Origin of the sequence: Asaia lannensis NBRC 102526 (assembly GCF_024054035.1) — a bacterium.
GTDB lineage: Bacteria > Pseudomonadota > Alphaproteobacteria > Acetobacterales > Acetobacteraceae > Asaia > Asaia lannensis.
This window is the reverse complement of record NZ_JAMXQU010000001.1, coordinates 451,595-470,045: the sequence shown is the minus strand read 5'-3', so window position 1 is coordinate 470,045 and position 18,451 is coordinate 451,595. Positions and strand designations below refer to the sequence as shown.

General features: G+C 59.3%; 15 protein-coding genes. 6 read left to right on the top strand and 9 right to left on the bottom strand.

From position 1 onward, the window contains the following. Positions 1 to 18: 18 nt before the first annotated feature. Both NF685_RS02090 and NF685_RS02085 read right to left on the bottom strand, forming a co-directional pair. The gene (locus tag NF685_RS02090; RefSeq protein ID WP_252848396.1) at positions 19 to 2,271 is read right to left on the bottom strand and encodes a TonB-dependent siderophore receptor; all 2,253 of its coding nucleotides are present in this window, start codon (positions 2,269 to 2,271) and stop codon (positions 19 to 21) included. A 130-nt stretch (positions 2,272 to 2,401) separates the two neighbouring features. After that, a complete protein-coding gene (locus NF685_RS02085) occupies positions 2,402 to 3,055 on the bottom strand; it encodes an SGNH/GDSL hydrolase family protein (RefSeq protein ID WP_252848395.1) in 654 nt (217 codons plus the stop codon). Between the two features lie 538 nt (positions 3,056 to 3,593). Between NF685_RS02085 and NF685_RS02080 the strand changes: the two genes are divergently transcribed. Further along, positions 3,594 to 4,781, top strand: a complete 1,188-nt coding sequence (locus NF685_RS02080; RefSeq protein WP_252848482.1) for an outer membrane beta-barrel protein — start codon at positions 3,594 to 3,596, stop codon at positions 4,779 to 4,781. Positions 4,782 to 4,887: 106 nt separating this feature from the next. Here the strand turns inward: NF685_RS02080 and NF685_RS02075 are convergent, their stop codons facing one another. Next, positions 4,888 to 5,934, bottom strand: coding sequence for a threonine aldolase family protein (locus NF685_RS02075; protein WP_252848394.1), 1,047 nt, complete (start codon positions 5,932 to 5,934; stop codon positions 4,888 to 4,890). Between the two features lie 75 nt (positions 5,935 to 6,009). Here NF685_RS02075 and folD point away from each other — a divergent pair, with 75 nt between their 5' ends. Beyond that, positions 6,010 to 6,906 (top strand): bifunctional methylenetetrahydrofolate dehydrogenase/methenyltetrahydrofolate cyclohydrolase FolD, encoded by an 897-nt coding sequence (gene folD, locus NF685_RS02070; protein WP_222546629.1) that lies wholly within the window; start codon positions 6,010 to 6,012, stop codon positions 6,904 to 6,906. Then, positions 6,903 to 7,649, top strand: coding sequence for a methylenetetrahydrofolate reductase (locus tag NF685_RS02065; protein WP_252848393.1), 747 nt, complete (start codon positions 6,903 to 6,905; stop codon positions 7,647 to 7,649). The genes folD and NF685_RS02065 overlap by 4 nt, the downstream gene beginning before the upstream one ends. Before the next feature lie 148 nt (positions 7,650 to 7,797). On the opposite strand, the gene NF685_RS02060 is transcribed toward NF685_RS02065, so the two are convergent. Beyond that, complete coding sequence (locus tag NF685_RS02060; RefSeq protein WP_252848392.1) at positions 7,798 to 8,928, bottom strand: zinc-binding metallopeptidase family protein; 1,131 nt, start codon at positions 8,926 to 8,928, stop codon at positions 7,798 to 7,800. A 41-nt stretch (positions 8,929 to 8,969) separates the two neighbouring features. Next, a complete protein-coding gene (locus tag NF685_RS02055) occupies positions 8,970 to 9,833 on the bottom strand; it encodes a transglutaminase family protein (protein ID WP_252848391.1) in 864 nt (287 codons plus the stop codon). 384 nt (positions 9,834 to 10,217) lie between these two features. Between NF685_RS02055 and NF685_RS02050 the strand changes: the two genes are divergently transcribed. Both NF685_RS02050 and NF685_RS02045 read left to right on the top strand, forming a co-directional pair. Then, the gene (locus NF685_RS02050; protein ID WP_252848390.1) at positions 10,218 to 11,684 is read left to right on the top strand and encodes a circularly permuted type 2 ATP-grasp protein; all 1,467 of its coding nucleotides are present in this window, start codon (positions 10,218 to 10,220) and stop codon (positions 11,682 to 11,684) included. Further along, on the top strand, positions 11,681 to 12,712 hold the full coding sequence (locus NF685_RS02045; protein ID WP_252848389.1) for an alpha-E domain-containing protein: 1,032 nt from the start codon (positions 11,681 to 11,683) through the stop codon (positions 12,710 to 12,712). Before NF685_RS02050 ends, NF685_RS02045 begins: the two co-directional genes overlap by 4 nt. 176 nt (positions 12,713 to 12,888) lie before the next feature. On the opposite strand, the gene recA is transcribed toward NF685_RS02045, so the two are convergent. Both recA and NF685_RS02035 read right to left on the bottom strand, forming a co-directional pair. Continuing rightward, on the bottom strand, positions 12,889 to 13,932 hold the full coding sequence (gene recA / locus NF685_RS02040) for a recombinase RecA (RefSeq protein WP_222546624.1): 1,044 nt from the start codon (positions 13,930 to 13,932) through the stop codon (positions 12,889 to 12,891). A 262-nt stretch (positions 13,933 to 14,194) separates the two neighbouring features. Then, the gene (locus NF685_RS02035) at positions 14,195 to 15,625 is read right to left on the bottom strand and encodes a gamma-glutamyltransferase (RefSeq protein ID WP_252848388.1); all 1,431 of its coding nucleotides are present in this window, start codon (positions 15,623 to 15,625) and stop codon (positions 14,195 to 14,197) included. Between the two features lie 206 nt (positions 15,626 to 15,831). Here NF685_RS02035 and NF685_RS02030 point away from each other — a divergent pair, with 206 nt between their 5' ends. Next, the gene (locus NF685_RS02030; RefSeq protein WP_252848387.1) at positions 15,832 to 16,623 is read left to right on the top strand and encodes a DsbA family protein; all 792 of its coding nucleotides are present in this window, start codon (positions 15,832 to 15,834) and stop codon (positions 16,621 to 16,623) included. Between the two features lie 139 nt (positions 16,624 to 16,762). On the opposite strand, the gene NF685_RS02025 is transcribed toward NF685_RS02030, so the two are convergent. Further along, positions 16,763 to 17,665, bottom strand: a complete 903-nt coding sequence (locus tag NF685_RS02025; protein ID WP_252848386.1) for a PPK2 family polyphosphate kinase — start codon at positions 17,663 to 17,665, stop codon at positions 16,763 to 16,765. Next, positions 17,658 to 18,410 (bottom strand): SDR family NAD(P)-dependent oxidoreductase, encoded by a 753-nt coding sequence (locus NF685_RS02020; RefSeq protein WP_252848385.1) that lies wholly within the window; start codon positions 18,408 to 18,410, stop codon positions 17,658 to 17,660. Before NF685_RS02020 ends, NF685_RS02025 begins: the two co-directional genes overlap by 8 nt. Positions 18,411 to 18,451 lie beyond the last annotated feature (41 nt).

Sequence of the window (18,451 nt, the reverse complement as noted above, 5' to 3'; positions counted from 1 at the left end):
TTTCCTTACCTGACGCCTTTACCAGGCAAATCCGATCGTACCCTGCGCATTGCGGCGTTCGCCATAATAGCAGAATTCCTGCCCGTAAGAGGCATAGGCAAGGCAGTTGGTCACGTAATTCCTGTCGAACAGATTGCGCACACTGGCGCCAACCGTCCAGCCCTTGAGCGATTTCGAAACATTGACCAGATCGTAGCGCAGCGATGCATCGAACAGCGCATATTGCGGCACTTTCACACTGCCATAGCTGGCCTCGCCACCATAGGCCGATGCGGAATAACGCATACCCGCGCCCAGACCCAGCGATTTGAGACGCCCTTTGGGAATCGTGTAAAACCCGAACAGGGATGCATTGCCACGACCGGACTGGATAAGAGGCTTGCCGGTCGAGTCATCCTTGACGCGCTGCACACTGACAGCCGCATCGACCGTCCAGTTATGCCAGTTATCGATATGGGCCTCGAATTCGAACCCATCGGAATGGACCAGACCGTTCTGCACGCTGTAAACCGTGTTGGGCACCGAAACGAGCACATTGGTCTGCTCGATGTGAAACCCGGCGGCGGTCAGCAGGATGGGGGTACCGGGCAGCTGATATTTCAGACCGCCCTCTAGCTGCTTGCCAATGCTTGGGCTGGCCTGACCCTGCGTCTTGCCACCGTCATTGGAGACCACACCCGTCTGGGGCTGGAATGAGGTGGCGTAGCTGATATAGGGCGCGAGGCCGAATTTGAAATGATACAGCCCTGCTGCACGCCAGGTAATCTGGCTCGGGCTCTGCTTGGAATTCGACGCCGAGTAATACTCGATCTGGCGCGAGCGGAACCAGTCATTGCGTATGCTTCCGGTCAGTACCAGCCCGCCCCAGTGAATCTCATCCTGCCCGTAAGCACCGATCTGATGTGAATCAACCTTGTAGCGCGCATAGGTTGCAAGCGGTGCAATGCCCATGTCGTAATTCGGCGCAAACACATCCAGGTCGGGGGCAGCGCTCTGCCCTGCGGTCTCATTGGCCCATTGTTGCTGATAATCGAAACCCGTCATGAGCAGATGGGTGAAGGGGCCGGTGCGCAGCTTGCCATGAAAATTGCTGTCGAACGCAAGGTTGCGTGTGTGTTCCGTGGTTCCGAAACCATAACGCGGCAGAAGGCTGTCGCTGTCCCAGTAGCCCGCATTATAGACGCTGCGATACTGTGTCCTGATATCGTCGTAACGCCCGCGGGTCGAAAAATTCCAGTCCTCGTTGAAACGATGGTTATAGATATAGGTGAAGGCACCGTGCTTGCGGTTGAATTTCTCGAACCGCGCATCGCCATCATAGAAATTGCGTGGCAGATATCCGCCAAACGGGGCCGGCTTGAGTGAGCCCTGCAAAGGCACGCCGCCATAGGTGCCGGCTTCGGGATCGTACTGGTAATTACCCAGCAGGGTGAGTGTGTCAGGGCCATTGCCGCCGAAACTGACAGACGGACTTATGGAAAAACGGCGGCTTCCCGTGCGTGTCAGCTGCGTATGCTGGCCGTTGACCGTGCCATACAGGCGATAGCGTATCTGGCCGTCTTTCGTCGCGAAACCGCCCATATCCGCATCGACACGATAAAGGTCGAACATACCACCCGTGCTGTTGATCGCGCCATAAAATGCCTTGTCCGTAGGCAGCTTGCTCTGCAGGGCAACAAGACCGCCGGGGCTCGATTGTCCGTAAAGTGCCGAAGCGGGACCTTTCAGGATTTCAAGACGTTCGAGGCGCGATGTGTCGATCTGCGCGATGGCATAACCGGTCGGACTGTCCTGCAGGCGCAACCCGTCGAGAAATTCGGGAATGGTGAAGCCACGCAGCTGGAACAGATCGTAGCGTGTTCCGACACCGCCACGCAGATCGGGCGTGATACCGGCGGCATAACGTACAGCCTGATTGAGTGTCAGCACGCCGCGTATATCCATTTCATTACGCGTTATCACCGTCACGGATTGTGCTGTCTCGATCAGCGGTGTGTTCGATTTGGTGGCGGAAGACGCCATTGTGGCCGCTTTCTGGCCGCGCACGACAAGATGCTCTGTCTTCGGGGAAGGCTCTTTCACGGGTGCCGCAGCCCCTCTCGACCCGGTCCCTCTCGTCACGATTTTCGGTGCAGCCGCGGTCTGTGCGTGGCGCGTGTCTCCCACTTGCCCCGGCGCTTCCTGTTTGTCCTGGGCGTAAGCGCTTCCCGCCATCAGCGCCGTTAGGGAAACACAAACCACCAGACCCGTTCGGGTAAAATCCGCGCGCATGAAAAATGTCCTGTCGTAAGAAACGGCAGAGACATATCGATACTGCGAGTCATTCGCAATTTAAGTTAACACTTTAGTCAGGTTCTCTCGCAGGACTGTGGCCAAAATATCACCCCTTCGTGATGGGAGATCATACGAGAATTTCCCTTACTTTCGCCGCCATCGCCCGGCCCAGAACACGGTTATTCTCGATTGTGAAATGCACGCCATCCGATCCATCCGTCGTCATATGCTTTCCGGCATCGAGAAAACTGGCCCTGCGGGCGCAAGCAAGAGCCTCATATTGCGCAGGCAAGGCCCTGGCTTTTTCATCGGCTCCGTCGAATTGCGCTGCCAGCCACCCGGATATCGACCCCAGAGGGGGCGGTGCGACGATCAGCGTGGCCGGTGAAGGATAAGCTGTCCCGACCCCGCCTGCGCTTTTCGCCACCTGCGCTTCGAGCTTCGCCATACCCAGGGCGATTTCATGGGGCGTTCGTTTATAGGCACTCTTGGTATCGTTGGTGCCAAGCATGATGATAACCAGATCGAGCGGCATATGGCTCGCCAGAGCTGCGGGCAGATAGGCAGACCCGTCCAGCCTCGGATCGTTCGGATCGAGGATGGAAGTCGTGCGTGCGCTCAGCCCTTCCTCGATTACGCACCATCCCTCGCCAAGGGTTTCGGCCATGACACCGGTCCATCGCTCGTGAAAAGCGTAGCGCGTCGTGGGCGTTCCTTCCGCGACAGGTTTCCAGCCCCAGGTCAGGGAATCGCCGAAACACAGGATATGTCTGATGGTCATGTCTCAACTCCAGTCGAGTCCGGGCACCTTGTCAGGACAGAAATCATGAGCCTGAAAAAGACCCATGAAAAGGAGAGACTTTCATCGTGGCTCAGGTGCTTCACCCTCGTCGGCATCAGGGGGTTTCAGGCCCATTCAGAAATGCCGGATCTGCCCTTGCTTCTTATTTCGATATGGAATCTTTCTATATTTATCAGTTCCACATAATGTAAATAGATAATTACCCCTCCCATACAAAGCACTCATTCTACAAAGACGCGCCACATATTATAATATAATACACCAAGGACGAGCGAATTCCTGCTCTACATCGCATCGTTGCATGCGGCCGGACTCTGTTATCTGAAAACCACAATGGACAACAAAATATGTTGCCTTCTTGATACAATTATCAATCCAAAATAAAAAAGACGGATTGAATCGACCCGCCCCCGTGGCCCTGGAATAGGAATCGCTCATGGACCTGCTCAGCCGTGTTTCGAGCCGTTTTCGTCAGGTGATTGCAACTGGTGCTTTCACGGTCGTCGCAACTGCGGCGATGCAGAATGAGGCCCATGCGCAGATCGCCATTTTCAAATCGGCCCAGAGCCCATGGCTGCAGGATATCGCACTGACCGGACTGCTCGAAGGCGGCATCACGGCCAACCCGGCCCGTCCCGATAACGGGGTCGATTTCGGCAACTTCTTCGGCAACAGGGCCAATCAGCCCCAGCTTAACCAGGTCGATCTCACGCTCACCAAAGCCATCGACCCCACAAAAGACGCCTATCAGGTCGGCTTTGTCCTGCAGGGTCTCTACGGTTCGGACGGTCGCTATTATCATCTGCTCGGCGTCTCGGATGTATGGATGAAAGACCGCTATCAGATCATTCCGGCGCAGGCCCATGTCGATGTGCACCTCCCCTGGGTGACCAAGGGCGGTCTCGATATGCAGGCCGGTATTCTTCAGGCTCCGATGGGGGTTGAGGTGCTCGATCCGACCGTGCGTCCGTTCTATACGCTGGCCTATACATCGCAGTATTCCGTGCCGTTCGAACATCTCGGCGCCATGTTCCACTGGCATATCAACAAGACATTCGATTTCAATTTCGGCGTCGATACGGGCAACCAGACCACGTTCGGCAAAAGCGACAACAACAACGCCGCTGCCGGGTATTTCGGCTTCAATGTCAACGGGCTTGCCGATGGCAAGCTCAATATCGTCGAGCTATCGCGTGTCGGACCCGAGAATGCGGTTTCGGTTCTCGGCCCGCGCGCCAATACGGCGCAGCGCTGGTGGAACGATATCTCGGCCTATTATACGGTCAACGACAAGCTCAGCCTGACGGGCGAATTCAACTTCCTTCATGATGACGGGCTACGGGCCGAGACATGGAGTGTCGTGACCTTTGCCGCCTATAAAATCACGCCCAGCCTGACATTCAACTATCGTGGCGAGCTCTATCGCGACAATACAGGTCTGTTCGTGGCGAGCTTTTTGACCAACCAGTCCTACATGGATGCCATCGCCGGCAAGTATTCTCCTGCGGAAACTGCGGCGCCGACCACCTACGGTGCCCTGACCCTTGGCGTGACCTATCATCCGGATCTGGGTCATCATGTCCGCGTTTTTGCCATACGTCCGGAAATCCGTTTCGACCGTTCTCTCAACGGCACCTCGCCATTCAACAATAACCGTAATACCGGCGTCTTCACCTTCGGTGGCGATGCGATGATCGGCTTCTAAGCGCTCACCCCGTCATTGACCCGCAATGCAAAAGGGGCGTCAGGAATGATCCTGACGCCCCTTTCGTTCGATAAATCAACAGTAGGTTCGGGCCGGATAAAGGTTCTTAAAGGGCGTCGAGCAGGTGATCGACGTCACGTGCTTCCGTGGCCCAGCAGGTAACGAAGCGGATCAGTACCCCGTCGATCCCCGGCGGCGTAGCCCAGCGATAGAACTCGAAGCCCTGCGCCTCGAGTTCCTCGACTGTGCGTTCGGGAAGCACCACGAAAACCTCGTTGCTTTGCACCTCGAAAGGAAGCGAAGCCGCCGGGTGGCGGCGCAGCCCGTGAGCCAGTCTCTGGGCCATGGTATTGGCGTGCGCGGCATGACGCAGCCAGAGACCGTTTTCAAGCAATGCGACAAGCTGCGCACTGAGATAACGCTGCTTTGACCAGAGATGCCCGCTGCGCTTGATACGACGTGCAAAATTCTGTGCCAGGTCTTCCCTGAAAATCAGCACGGCCTCTGCGGCCATGGCGCCGTTCTTGGTGCCGCCGAAACTGACCATGTCGAACCCGGCCTTCCAGGTCACATCGGCAGGTGCGCATCCCAGTGCGGCAATGGCATTACCCAGTCGCGCTCCGTCAAGATGGGTCGCAAGACCCGCCTCCCTTGCACGCTTTGTGAGAGCCTTAAGGTGATCAAGCGTATAGATCGTGCCCCATTCGGTGCTCTGCGTCAGCGAAAGCGTCTGTATCGGGCTGGTATGGACCCCTCCCCCGACATTAGCGATCATGGCGCGATCGAGCGCAACCGGGTCCATACGCCCATCCGGTGAGGGCAAGGGCATGAGACGTGCCCCATGCATGAAGAACTCCGGTGCGCCCCCTTCATCATTGGCGATATGGGCGCTCTGATCGCAGATAACCGCGCCGAAAGGTGCCGTTGCTGCAGAAAGGGCAAGACTGTTGGCAGCCGTGCCCGTCGCAACGGGAAACACCCAGACAGGCGCGCCGAAACATTCCTCCATGCAGGTCGACAGGCGCTGCGTCTCGCTATCTTCGCCATAAGCTGGGGCAGAGCCCTCATTGACCCGTGAGAGCGCTGCCATCACCTCGGGACAGACAGGCGCAATATTGTCACTTGCAAAGTTCTTGCGTATTGCCTCGGTCACGTCTGTTCCTCACTTGTTTTCGAGGCCGCCCCGGGGCTTTGCCCTTCGCGTCCCCCTGCCACAGGAATTTCAGCCATGAAACACGATCCGGCGCTTTCAGGAAAGCTCATCGACGGCAAGGCCATCGCGCGTCGCCTGACGGATCGCGTCAAGGCCGAGGCGGAGGCCCTGCGCGAACGTACGGGCAAGATACCCGGTCTGGCCGTGGTGCTGGTGGGCGACGATCCGGCGAGCGAGGTCTATGTCAAGAACAAGGCCATCCAGACCCATCGCGCGGGCATGCGCTCTTTCATGCACATGCTGCCTGAAACCACTTCGCAGGACGAGCTGCTGGAGCTGATCGAACGCCTGAATGCGGATCCGCAGATCCATGGCATTCTTGTCCAGCTTCCCCTTCCCAAGCAGATCGACCCCATTCTGGTGACCAATGCCATCGCACCTCACAAGGATGTGGACGGGCTTGGCGAGGTCAATGCCGGCAGGCTGAGCCTTGGCATAGACGGGCTGGTACCCTGCACCCCTCTGGGTTGCCTCATGCTGCTGAAAGAGACGCTGCCCGAACTGCGCGGACTCAATGCCGTCATTATCGGCGCCTCCAATCTGGTGGGCAAACCCATGGCGCAGCTTCTGCTCAAGGAGGGCTGCACGGTTTCCATCGGACATATCGACACCCGCGATACGCGTGCCCTTGCACGTGAGGGCGATATTCTTGTGGTCGCTACAGGCAAGAACGGTCTGGTGCGTGGCGACTGGATCAAACCCGGCGCAACGGTGATCGATGTCGGCATCACGCGCATTTCCCTGCCCGATGGCAAGACTCGTCTGGTGGGCGATGTCGCTTTCGACGAGGCAGCGCCCATTGCCGGGCACATTACCCCCGTGCCGGGCGGTGTCGGCCCCATGACGATTGCCTGCCTGCTGCATAACACCCTGCAGGCCGCACGACAGATTCTGGATAGCGAGACCCCATGAGCCGCGTTGCCATCGAGCTGATCCCACGCGATGCCGATTGTCTGAACGACGATCTGGCTACCGTAAAGCGCATTGCGTCCTCAGTCTCGACCATCAATCTGCCCGATCTGCTGCGCCTGCCCCTGCGTTCCTGGCAGGGTGCCGACCTTGCCCGCGCACAGGGCTATGCCGCCATACCGCATATACGCGCCATCGATATCGATCCTGATGGCCCCCTGCCCTGCGCCGAACAGGAAGGTTTGCAGGAGGTTCTGGTTATCGCCGGCGATCCGCCGCCCGATGAGACGCATCGCACCTGGCCCAACAGCAGCGCCTCGATCATCGCCCGTTACCGGCGGGAGGCGCCTCATCTCAGGATCTACGCCGCATTCGATCCCTACCGGCGTGCGCCATGGCAGGAACTCGAAGATATTCAGAGAAAGCGCGATGCTGGCGCTGCAGGGTTCTTCACCCAGCCTCTTTTCGACATGCGCATGTTCGATCTCTGTGCCTCCTGGCTCGAAAACGACGATGTCTTCTGGGGACTTTCGCCTGTCATCGGACCGAAAGCCCGAGCCTATTGGGAGCGCGTCAATCACGTGGTGTTCCCGTCGGAATTCGAACCTGCGCTTGAAGCGAACATTGCTTTCGCCAGAACGATCCTTACAGCCATTCGTGCCCGTGGCGAGAGTGCCTATCTCATGCCCCTGCGCGTGCCTCTCGAAGCCTATCTTGCGCCGTTGGCCGATCTCCTGACGGCCTGAACCCGAGCCCCCGGGGCAAGATATCTGCCGACTGGCTTGACCGATATCGGGTTAGAGGCCCTGCATTACCGGCGCTCAGCACCCGCCAGCGGTTCCAACGCAACCTGCCTCCCCCACAGGAGCCAGCCCTGTACGCTCTGAGACCGGGCTATGTGGGACTGGCAAGAGGCTGAGCAGAACCGGCTTCGTCGCGCTTGCGGCTCGCCTGTGTTTCCCTGATGACATCGTGGATGAACGCGAGTTTGTGCCTGATGGCAGGGGTCAGCACGAAAGGATAGAAATCCTGTAGCCCCATGGACCGGTTCAGGCTGTTGACGGCCATGCTCAAAGGCAGCCAGGCGTTCATGATATCGTCGATACCAAGGTCGTGATATGGATCGCCGCGCAAGGCCGGACTTGAATATTGCGCTGCCTCGGGGGTTCTGGGAGCGATAGCGATGCCATAGAGCCAGGCTGTCTCCAGCGTCGAGACGATATGCAGATAATGCGCCCAGGTTTCGGCAAAATCCTCCCAGGGGTGAGACGCTGCATAGACACTGACATGCGTCTCTCTCCAGTCCTCCGAGGGCGGGCTGGCATAATGCGCCTTCAGGGCCTCCTGATAATCCTGCCTGTCATCGCCGAATATCGCCCTGCAACGTTCCAGCCTGCCGCCGTCGCGTATCAGGACGTTCCAGAAATAATGACCGATCTCGTGACGGAAATGACCGAGCAGCGTGCGGTAATACTCCCCCATTTCGACACGCATGCGCTCACGCTGATCGTCATCCGCCTCGCGTACGGCAAGTGTGATGAGTCCGTTATCATGTCCTGTCATGACAGGAGCCGAACCTTCCGGTCCATCATCGAGAAAGTCGAAAGCGAGACCGTTTTCAGGATCCTGACCCCTATTGACCATAGGCAGGTCGAGCCGGATCAGGGCATGGAAAAGACGATGCTTCGCGGTTTCGATCTTGCGCCAGCGTTCGAGGTTATGGGGATCGTTGAGATCGGGAATGGTGCGGTTGAACTGACAGGCAAAGCAGTATGGCCCCTCTGCTGCCTCTTCGGGGCTGAGCAGCCAGTTGCAGGCGTCGTAGTGGCGATTGGCACAGAACACATGCGGGATCGTCTCGAATCCCGGCTCCATCGGATACCACACGCCCTGGCTATCACCCGGCTCCAGCGCCGTCAGATCGCAGACCTTGTGCAGATAACCCACCTCATGATGGCAGGATTCGCAGCGCGTATTTTCAAAAAAGAGCGGCTGGGCACAGCATTCGCAGGAAAAGAGCTTCACTTTCCGACCATCCAGATGAGGTTCCCACCCGGAACTGCCTGTCAGGGCTTTGGTTCCCGCCTGTCGTCGCGATGAAGGAAATGGGCCTGCATCAGAACATCGAATTCAGCCTGACACTGGTCGAGCAATCCCGATATGGGGGCTGCGTCTTCGGGCGTATCGGAGGCTGCCAGAGGGATATGGTTCTGTGCTGCAAGGCGCCCCGAAGTGGTGTCGAACCCGACCCAGCCATGTTCGGGCACCCAGATTTCTGCCCAGGCGTGCAGATCGCACACAAGGCGGTCGGGATCGGCCTGCAGGGCAGACGGTTCGATCAGATAGCCTGAAACGAAACGCGCGGCATAACCGAGATGACGCGCCAGAGCGATCAGTAGCCACGCACTGTCACGGCATGACCCCGCCTCGCGGGCGAGCGTCTCCTGCGGTGTCCAGACACCGGGTTCGAGCCTGCGCATATAATGCAGGCGCGTCGCGATACGACGCGCGAGCGTCGTCAGTCGTGCGAGATGGGTTTCTGCCGGAGATGGATCGTCCGCTTCCAGAAAGGGGGCGAGCACCTCTGCCGCCACGACCGGGCGTCGGTAATCGGACTCATGATGAGGCGCCATGCCTGCAGCACGCGAGAGCGTGACAAGCGGATCGTAGGGGGCAAGATCGACGATCATGCTCACATCGACGGTGAACTGCGCCATACGCTCGCTGAAGCTGACCTCGGACACGACATTGCCATGTGTGTCCTGCCTCCATGTCAGCCCGGCATGATCCGGCCCGATCGTCAGGGCGTAGGTCATGATGGCATTGCGCATATGAACGGGCGGTCTCAGCCGAATGGTCTGCGGTCCGAGAGATACCATCCGGTCGTAACGATAGGATGTACGATGATTGAGGAGCACAGGCGTGCTCATAAGCAGCCCTCTGGCTGGCACCATCCCCCTGCATACGGTGTCCTCGTACCCGTCCTCATGCGTTGCTCCGTTTCCTCCTCTCATGCAGCCGGTTGCACGGCTGTTGTCCAACCTTATCGCCCCGATACCCCGTTTCCCGCCGGTGCCCCACCTCTCACCGATATGCTGTCTCTCATGAACCCGTGATCCGAAGACAAGGCAATTTCCCGTGGGCGTCGCAACCAAATCATGTCTCTCCTGTTTGACGCCAATAATCCGCAGACCGCGAACAGGACAGGCATTCTTTTATCCCTTGGCAAAGCCTCTTTTTTGATAGTTTAATATTGAACCGTAACGTTTCGGCTCAGGATATACCAGTTAATCCCGAACAAGAAGGTGAGACATATGGCGCTCGACGCCTCGCCCATCCATGAAGCCGGTATTTTCTCAACCTATGACACGCCGCCTTTCTACTGCGAGCTGATGAATCGCGGGAGCGCCCTGCCCGAAGCCCTGCTCAGGGTGCAGGAACGTCTGGCCCACCTGACCCTGACCGATCTTCGTGACAGGACGACCGATGCAGAGAACCAGCTCTGGCGTCTCGGGATTACCTTTACCGTCTATACCGAACGTGAGGCGATCGACCGTATCCTGCCCTTCGACATGATCCCGCGCCTGCTGACGGCAGAGGAATGGGAGCATGTCGAGAAAGGCGTTCAGCAGCGCGTCAGGGCCATCAACCTGTTCCTGTGGGACATCTACCACGACCGCAAGATCCTCGATGATGGCGTTATCCCCGCCGATCTGGTGCTGAAGAACCCCAATTACTGCAAGACCATGATCGGCGTGGACGTGCCGGGCGGTGTGTATGTGCATATCAACGGCACCGATCTCATTCGTGACCGTTCCGGGCGTTTTATGGTTCTGGAAGATAATGCCCGCACCCCTTCGGGTGTCTCCTACGTTATCGAAAACCGTCACATGATGCTGCGCCTCCTGCCCGATCTGGCATCGGGCATCGCGCTCCGTTCCGTCGAGGATTACGGCATAAAGCTCCATCGCGCGCTGTGCGACGTAGCGCCTGAAGGCGTCGCGGATCCTCAGGTCGTTCTGCTGTCGCCGGGCATTTATAACTCGGCCTATTTCGAACATGTGTTTCTTGCGCGTGAAATGGGCGTACCTCTGGTCGAGGGACGCGATCTGGTGGTCGAAAACCATCATGTTTTCATGCGCACCGTCGCCGGGTTGCGCCCGGTCCATTCGATCTACCGACGGATCGACGATGCCTTTCTCGATCCGCTCGCTTTCAATCCGGAAAGCCTGCTTGGCGTACCGGGTCTGGTAGAGGCGTATTGCCGGGGCAATGTCACCCTGGCCAATGCGCTCGGCACGGGCGTTGCCGATGACAAGGCGGTCTACGCCTATATGCCGCGTATCATACGCTATTACCTGAATGAGGAACCCATACTCGACAGCGTGGAAACGCATATCTGCGGCGAGCCGGAGGGACTGGCCTTTACGCTGGACAATCTTGCCAGTCTGGTCGTGAAGCCGGTCGGGGATTCGGGCGGGTACGGTCTTATCATCGGGCCACATGCCACAGAGAGCGAACTCGATGCCTTTCGCGAAAAGCTGATCGAAAACCCCGCCAATTATATCAGCCAGCCTGTCATCGATCTGTCGGTGGTGCCCACGCTCTGTCCAGCCGGCGTGGAAGGGCGCCATGTCGATCTGCGCCCCTTTGCCGTAACCGGAAAAACCACCTGGGTGCTGCCCGGCGGCCTGTCCCGCGTTGCCTTGCGCAAAGGGTCTCTGGTGGTCAATTCCTCGCAGGGTGGCGGGTCGAAAGATACGTGGGTGATGTCCGCATGAGCCGCTTCAACCCGCATATGGCAAGCATACAGCCCGATCTGAACACGCTTCTGTCGCGCTACGCAGAGAACATGATGTGGCTTGCGCGCTACATGGAGCGCATCGAGAATCTGGCACGCGTGCTCGAAGTGACCGAAGCCTTCGTGCGCGGTGTGGATGGACGCCCCGTCTGGGACTCGATCGTGCAGATCAACAGCGATGAGGCCCGGTTTCGCGCCCTCTATCCTGCTGCGAAGGAAGAGGATTATCTGCGCTTTTATATCACCGATTGTGCCAATCCGAGCTCCATCAAGGCCATGGCGCATTTCGTGCGCGACAATGCCCGCTCGGCGCGTCCCCTGATTTCCACGGAAATGTGGATGCATCTGAACGTCTTCACCCGCTGGATGCTCGATCTCAACGACAGCGACATACGACAGACCGGGCTTTCCGCCCTGTGTAACCGTATCAAGCAGGAGTGCCAGTCTCATGCAGGTGTCACGGAAGGGACGCTTTATCGCGATCAGGCCTGGCTGTTCTATCTGCTGGGCCGTCATCTTGAGCGCAGCGATCAGATTACCCGCCTGATCGATACGCGCTATCACACGCTTCTGCCCGATGCGGCAGAGGTCGGGTCTGAAATAGACATGACGCAATGGGCGGCCGTTCTGCGATCTGCGGCGGCCTATCACGCCTTTCGCCGCCTCAAACCAGTCACCACCACACCGGCCAATGTCGTCGGATTCCTGCTCAAGAACGAGGGGTTCCCCCGCTCTCTTGCCCTCAACCTGCGCCATGCCGATTCCGTGCTCGGTGCGCTTTCCAGCCATTACAATCTGAGAAAGCAGAGCTCGGCAGTGCAGGAACGCCTGTCAGAGCTACGCGCAACGGTCGAGGATCAGACTGCCGAAGACATCATCATTCGCGGTCTGCATGAATTCATGCACTGGATTCAGGATCAGATCGAAGCCTGCCAGAACGAGCTGGCTGCGGCCTACTGGCCGGCAGGCGATCCGACAAATGCGCAAAACGCCAACCAGGTCCAATAAGGAACGCATGGGAGTCTGCGTCGTCAGACGGACGGGGAAGAACATGTGGCATGGAGCGCCGCTCCTTGCCCCGTACCTCAATCCCGGGAAAGAAACTGACCCTTTTCAACCCGGATCGTAAAACGTCTCGTTGTCAGGATGCGGGGCGGTTCGAAGCCACCCCGCAACGATGAGGCTCAGGCCTCGATATCGTCTTCTTCCTGCTCGCCGGGGGAGGTCATCAGAGCCTCGGCCACGACACCGGCCTGTTCACGAATACGACGCTCGATATCTGCGGCCATTTCGGGATGGTCGCGCAGGAACTGCTTGGCGTTCTCACGACCCTGACCGACACGGGTGCTGTCATACGAGAACCAGGCGCCGGATTTCTCGACGATGTTCGCCTTGACACCCAGATCGATCAGCTCACCGACCTTGCTGATTCCCTCGCCATACATGATGTCGAATTCGACCTGACGGAAAGGCGGGGCCATCTTGTTCTTGACCACCTTCACGCGGGTCTGGTTGCCGACCACCTCGTCACGATCCTTGATCGAGCCGATACGGCGGATGTCCAGACGGACCGATGCATAGAATTTCAGCGCGTTACCGCCGGTCGTAGTCTCGGGATTGCCGAACATCACGCCGATCTTCATACGGATCTGGTTGAGGAAGATCACCATCGTGTTCGAGCGCGAAACCGTACCGGTCAGCTTGCGCAGGGCCTGGCTCATTAGACGGGCATGCAGACCGACATGGCTGTCGCCCATATCGCCCTCAAGCTCCGCACGCGGCACGAGAGCGGCAACGGAGTCGACTACCAGCACATCGACGGCACCCGAACGCACGAGTGTATCCGCAATTTCCAGCGCCTGTTCGCCGGCATCGGGCTGGCTGAGCAGCAGGTTGTCGACATCGACGCCGAGCTTGCGCGCATAGCCGGGATCGAGTGCGTGTTCCGCATCGATAAAGGCGCAGGTGCCGCCCTTTTTCTGGGCTTCGGCAATGGCGTGCAGGGCGAGTGTCGTCTTGCCCGAGCTTTCAGGGCCGTAAATCTCGATGATACGACCACGCGGCAGACCACCGATACCGAGACCGATATCGAGCCCCAGAGAGCCCGTGGAAATCACGTCGGCCTGTTCCTTGGGGCGCTGCCCCATGCGCATGATCGACCCTTTGCCGAAAGCCCGTTCGATCTGGCTCAATGCACCTTCGAGTGCTTTCGTCCTGTCCACGCTCATATCCTGTCCTCCGCTCATGCCAGTGTTGCCGAACTCCATGAGAACAGCAATCGGGGGAGAGCGATTCGTGTTGATCGTTCACTTTTGTTCTTGAGAACATATCATGATCATCCACGGTGTGCGCAAGGGCCGGAACGAAAAATACCCCCTCTTTCGAGGGGGTATCCGTATCACTTCCATCGATGAAATCCGGGCTGTCCGAAGCCGGTTCCAGCGACACCGCCGGCGACCGCTCACAGGCTCTACCGGCAAGCGGCAAACGTCAGTTATTGATGCTGCCCACTGACAGCCCGCCGCCGCGCGGATCCGTATCGCCATGGCATTCGCCACCCTTGCAGAGCGAGGCATTCACGCGGCCCTGCCCTTCATGCGGAACGGTCGTTCCCACAAGAGCGGCACGCGCAGCCTGCGCAACCGCATCGGCTGCATCGTTCTGTCCCGATGCCGCCATGGCGCCGACCAGCGTGCCACGACGTTGCAGGATAGCCGCAGCCAGCAGAGGCGCCGGGTAGCGACCGGGGGCGGCCGCCAGCAGAACACCGGTGCCGTCAGCCATACGCCCGGTGCCGAACAGGTTGTTATCCGTCAGGGCGCAGGCCACCGCGCCGCCCTTGTCGTCCGTCACGACGAAAGAGGTCGAGGCAGGCAGGGCGGGCAAGGTGCCGTTATAGGTCGAGCCCGAATTGACGAGGGTCTGGGCCGCGCTCAGCAGGGCTTCGCTGCTCAGACCGTGCCTGTCCTCGCTGCGCCATGTCGCGACAGCGCCCTGTGCCGAGCCACCGGAACGGAAGGCCACGGCAGCACCGATGCCGCCATCGGCAGGCGGCGGCAGGAACGAGGCGGTATAACCATCCTGTTCGAGCTTGAGCGGTGCGAGCTGCAAGGGCATGGCCTTGCGCATGGCGGACGTGGAAAGACCCCCGCCAGCCTTGTTGGCCCCTTCGACGAAAATTGCGCCCAGCGCCCCGTTATAGAGATCGCCCACGCCAAGATTGGTCATGCGCTCCAGAAAGCTTGCGAGCTGAGGCTGAACCAGCGCATCGCCGTTCTGCAGGGGCGTACCATCGGGACGGCTGAACACCGTATGAGCGGCATCGTCTGCAAAAAGCGCCGTCTGGACGGCGGCAATATCGCCCGCAAGTACACGGCTGACCGTGGTGCCGCTTCGCGCCAGACGCACGGACGGGCTGAGCAGATCGGCAAACTCGACCGTGCCGTAGCGCAGCTGCATGGTGAAGAGGCCGCGCGGCGTCATGGGCAACGCAGCCTGACGCGTCGCAGGAGCGGCCGGTGCCGAAGCCGGAAGGAAGGTGAAGGCCTGTGGCGTCTCGTTTGCACGGGTTACCAGACAGGCCCCGCCGCCGCCGAGCGAGGCACGCGAGGGCAGAGTGACAGAAAGGGCCATGCCGACCGCAGCAGCCGCATCGGCCGCATTGCCGCCATGAACCAGCACATCGCGCCCGATCAGTGCCGCGCGCGGCTCATCGGCTACCACCGTGCCGATATAACCGGTGACGATCGGTGTGGTCTTGCCGAACAGGCTGTGGCCGATATGCGAGACATCGCTGCACCCGGCCAGCAGGACGCCCGCTGTCAGAACGCAGGCCGACCGCAAACCTGCCTTGCGCGCAATACGCCCTGCAGGGCAACGGGGGGCGTTCGTCCGACGATGCGCCACGTGCGGTGTCTCCATGACCCGGCAAGCCTTCTCTCTACTGATCCGGACAGAGCTGGATATCTTCAGGGCCGAAGAGGCAACTGTCTGGAAATTGGGTTCGTTAACGCATCTAACCGTGATCCGGGCGATGGGCAACCTGCCAGCGTCCCTGCGGTTTTGCGAAATCGCACGCTCTGCCCTATGCAGAGACCTCTCTTTTCCCGCTTTGCAGGACCGTCATCATGACCCGCCCGACCCGCGCACGGCTTGCCGGCGCTTTTCTCGCCCTCGGCATGACCGCATCGACTGTCGCCCCCGTCATTGCTGCGCCTGCTTCTGGGCAGCCCGCTACCGGTGCGTCTTTCAGCCCGGAGCAGCGGGCCGAGATCGTCTCGATCATGCGCGACGCCCTCAAGAACGATCCCAGCATTCTCAGCGACGCCATTGTCGCCCTGCGTCAGGGCGCACAGCAGAAAGCCGCTGGCGATGCCCTGACCCATGTCCGGTCCGATCGTGAACGCCTGCAGAAGGGACCGGACTATACAGTGCGTGGCAACCCGCAGGGCGATCTGACCATCGTCGAGTTTCTCGACCCGCGCTGCGGTTATTGCCGCAGCATGGTCCCCCTCGTGGATGCCCTGCTGAAGTCCGATCCGAAGCTGCGCCTTGTGGAAAAGATTGTGCCGGTGCTGAGCGAGAAGAGCGTGCTCGATACACAGGCTATTTTCGCGGCAGCTCTCCAGGGCGGCTACGAGAAAATGAAGCGTGCCCTGATGCAGGATACAGCGCCCCCGACACTCGACCGTATCCGCCAGCTTGCCACGGCCAATGGCCTGAATGCGGATAAACTCGTAACCGATATGCACACACCCGGTGTGGCAGCTCAGATCAACGAGAACCTTGCCGAGGCCCGTCTGATCGGGCTCGACGGCACGCCGACCTTCGTTTTCGGCACCAGCGCCATCATTCCCGGCGCTATCTCGGCCGACGAACTGCGCGAACAGATCAAGACCGCCCGTCGCACCGCACATTGACCGGACGTTCTCCTGCGAAACAGGAGAACGATATTTCTCTCAATCTCCAGATCCACCCGACAAAGCCCTCAAAGCCCTGTCGGGTCTCTCTGTGCAGTTGCTATGCCAGAACGCTGGGCAGCAAGCCGGCAAACCCGGTCTAGTCCGGTATCTGGCTCGCCTCGAGTTTGGCTTCGATCCGGTCGATATTGGCCATTATCTCGGGCGAAGGCGGTGGCGGCTCAGGACTCAGGCTTTCGAGCCTTGCGATCAGCGCCTCCATGACCACCAGACGCGCGTACCATTTCCTGTTCGAGGGAACGACCAGCCAAGGCGCATGTTCCGTCGCCGTAGCCCGGATTGCCTCCTCATAGGCCTTGGAATAGGCTGGCCAGAACTGACGCTCCGTCAGATCGCTTTCGTCGAATTTCCATCTTTTGTCCGGTCGACGCAGACGGCGCAGAAGACGCTCTTTCTGGCGATCGGGCGACATGTGCAGCATCACCTTGAGAATATGGATCCCCTGCCGGCCGAGATAGGACTCGAAGTCGCGTATGTCCTTCAGGCGGTTGTCCCAGAACTCGGGCTTGTTGGGATCGCCCTGCATGCCATTGGTATCGAGCTTGTCGGCATGAACGCGTGCGACCAGAACATCTTCGTAATGGCTGCGGTTGAACACCCCGACCTGCCCGCGTGCCGGCACGGCCATATGCACGCGCCACAGATAATCATGAGCCGATTCGATGTTATTCGGCTGCTTGAACGAGACGACCTTCGTGCCCTGCGGGTTCATGCCAGTCATGACATGCTGGATCAGGCTATCCTTGCCGGCACCGTCCATACCCTGAAGCACGACAAGCATCGAATAGCGGTGCTCGGCAGCCAGTCGCTCCTGCAGAGCACCCAGATGGGCACGCCGTCTGGCAATCCAGGCCTCCGCATGCTTCTTGTGAAACCCGCCATGATCCTGTGGTCTGATGGATTTCAGCTCGAAATCGCGCCCGTCCCTGATGAGATACTGACCGGGGAGTTTACGGGCCTTGCCCAGAGTGATTTCAGTCACTTTTTCTATCCACTGCGAGCCCACCGGCGGCCTGACAGACAGGCATCATCTCGATGGCATTGACATTGACATGGGGCGGAAGGCTCAGAAGCCATGAAACGGTCTCGGCAATATCCTCCGGCGTCAGCGGATCGGTGCCCTTGTAGACATCGGCAGCCTTGTGGTTGTCGCGCAGGCGGACATTGCTGAACTCGCTGCCACCGCATAGTCCGGGTTCGATCGTGCTGGCACGGATACGGGTCCCCAGCAGATCGGTGCGCAGGTTGCGCATGAACTGGGCAACGAAAGCCTTGGTCGCTCCGTAAACATTGCCCCCGACATAGGGATAGGTTCCGGCAATACTGCCCAGGGTGATGATGTATCCGTGGTTGCGCTCGACCATTTGCGGAAGGAACGCGCGTGTGACGTCGACAACACCGGTCACATTCGTGTCAATCATCGTTTTCCAGTCTGCGAGATCGGCATTCTGTGCCTTGCCCACACCCAGTGCCAGACCGGCATTATTGATGACCACATCGACCTGACGCCAGTCAGAAGGCAGGGCAGCGGGCAGGGCCTTCACCTTCTGCGCATCGGTCACGTCCAGCACCTGCGGCAGAAAGCCATCGCCAAGCTCTTGCCGGAGTGCCTCAAGACGCTCGGCCCGTCGGCCTGTACCGATCACACGATGCCCCTCCTTGACGAGGCGCCTCGCAATGGCCTGACCGAATCCGGCCGTCGCGCCAGTCACCAAGATAATTGCCATCGTTCTTTCTCCAGTTGGGGGACCAGTCGGGATTACAGGAC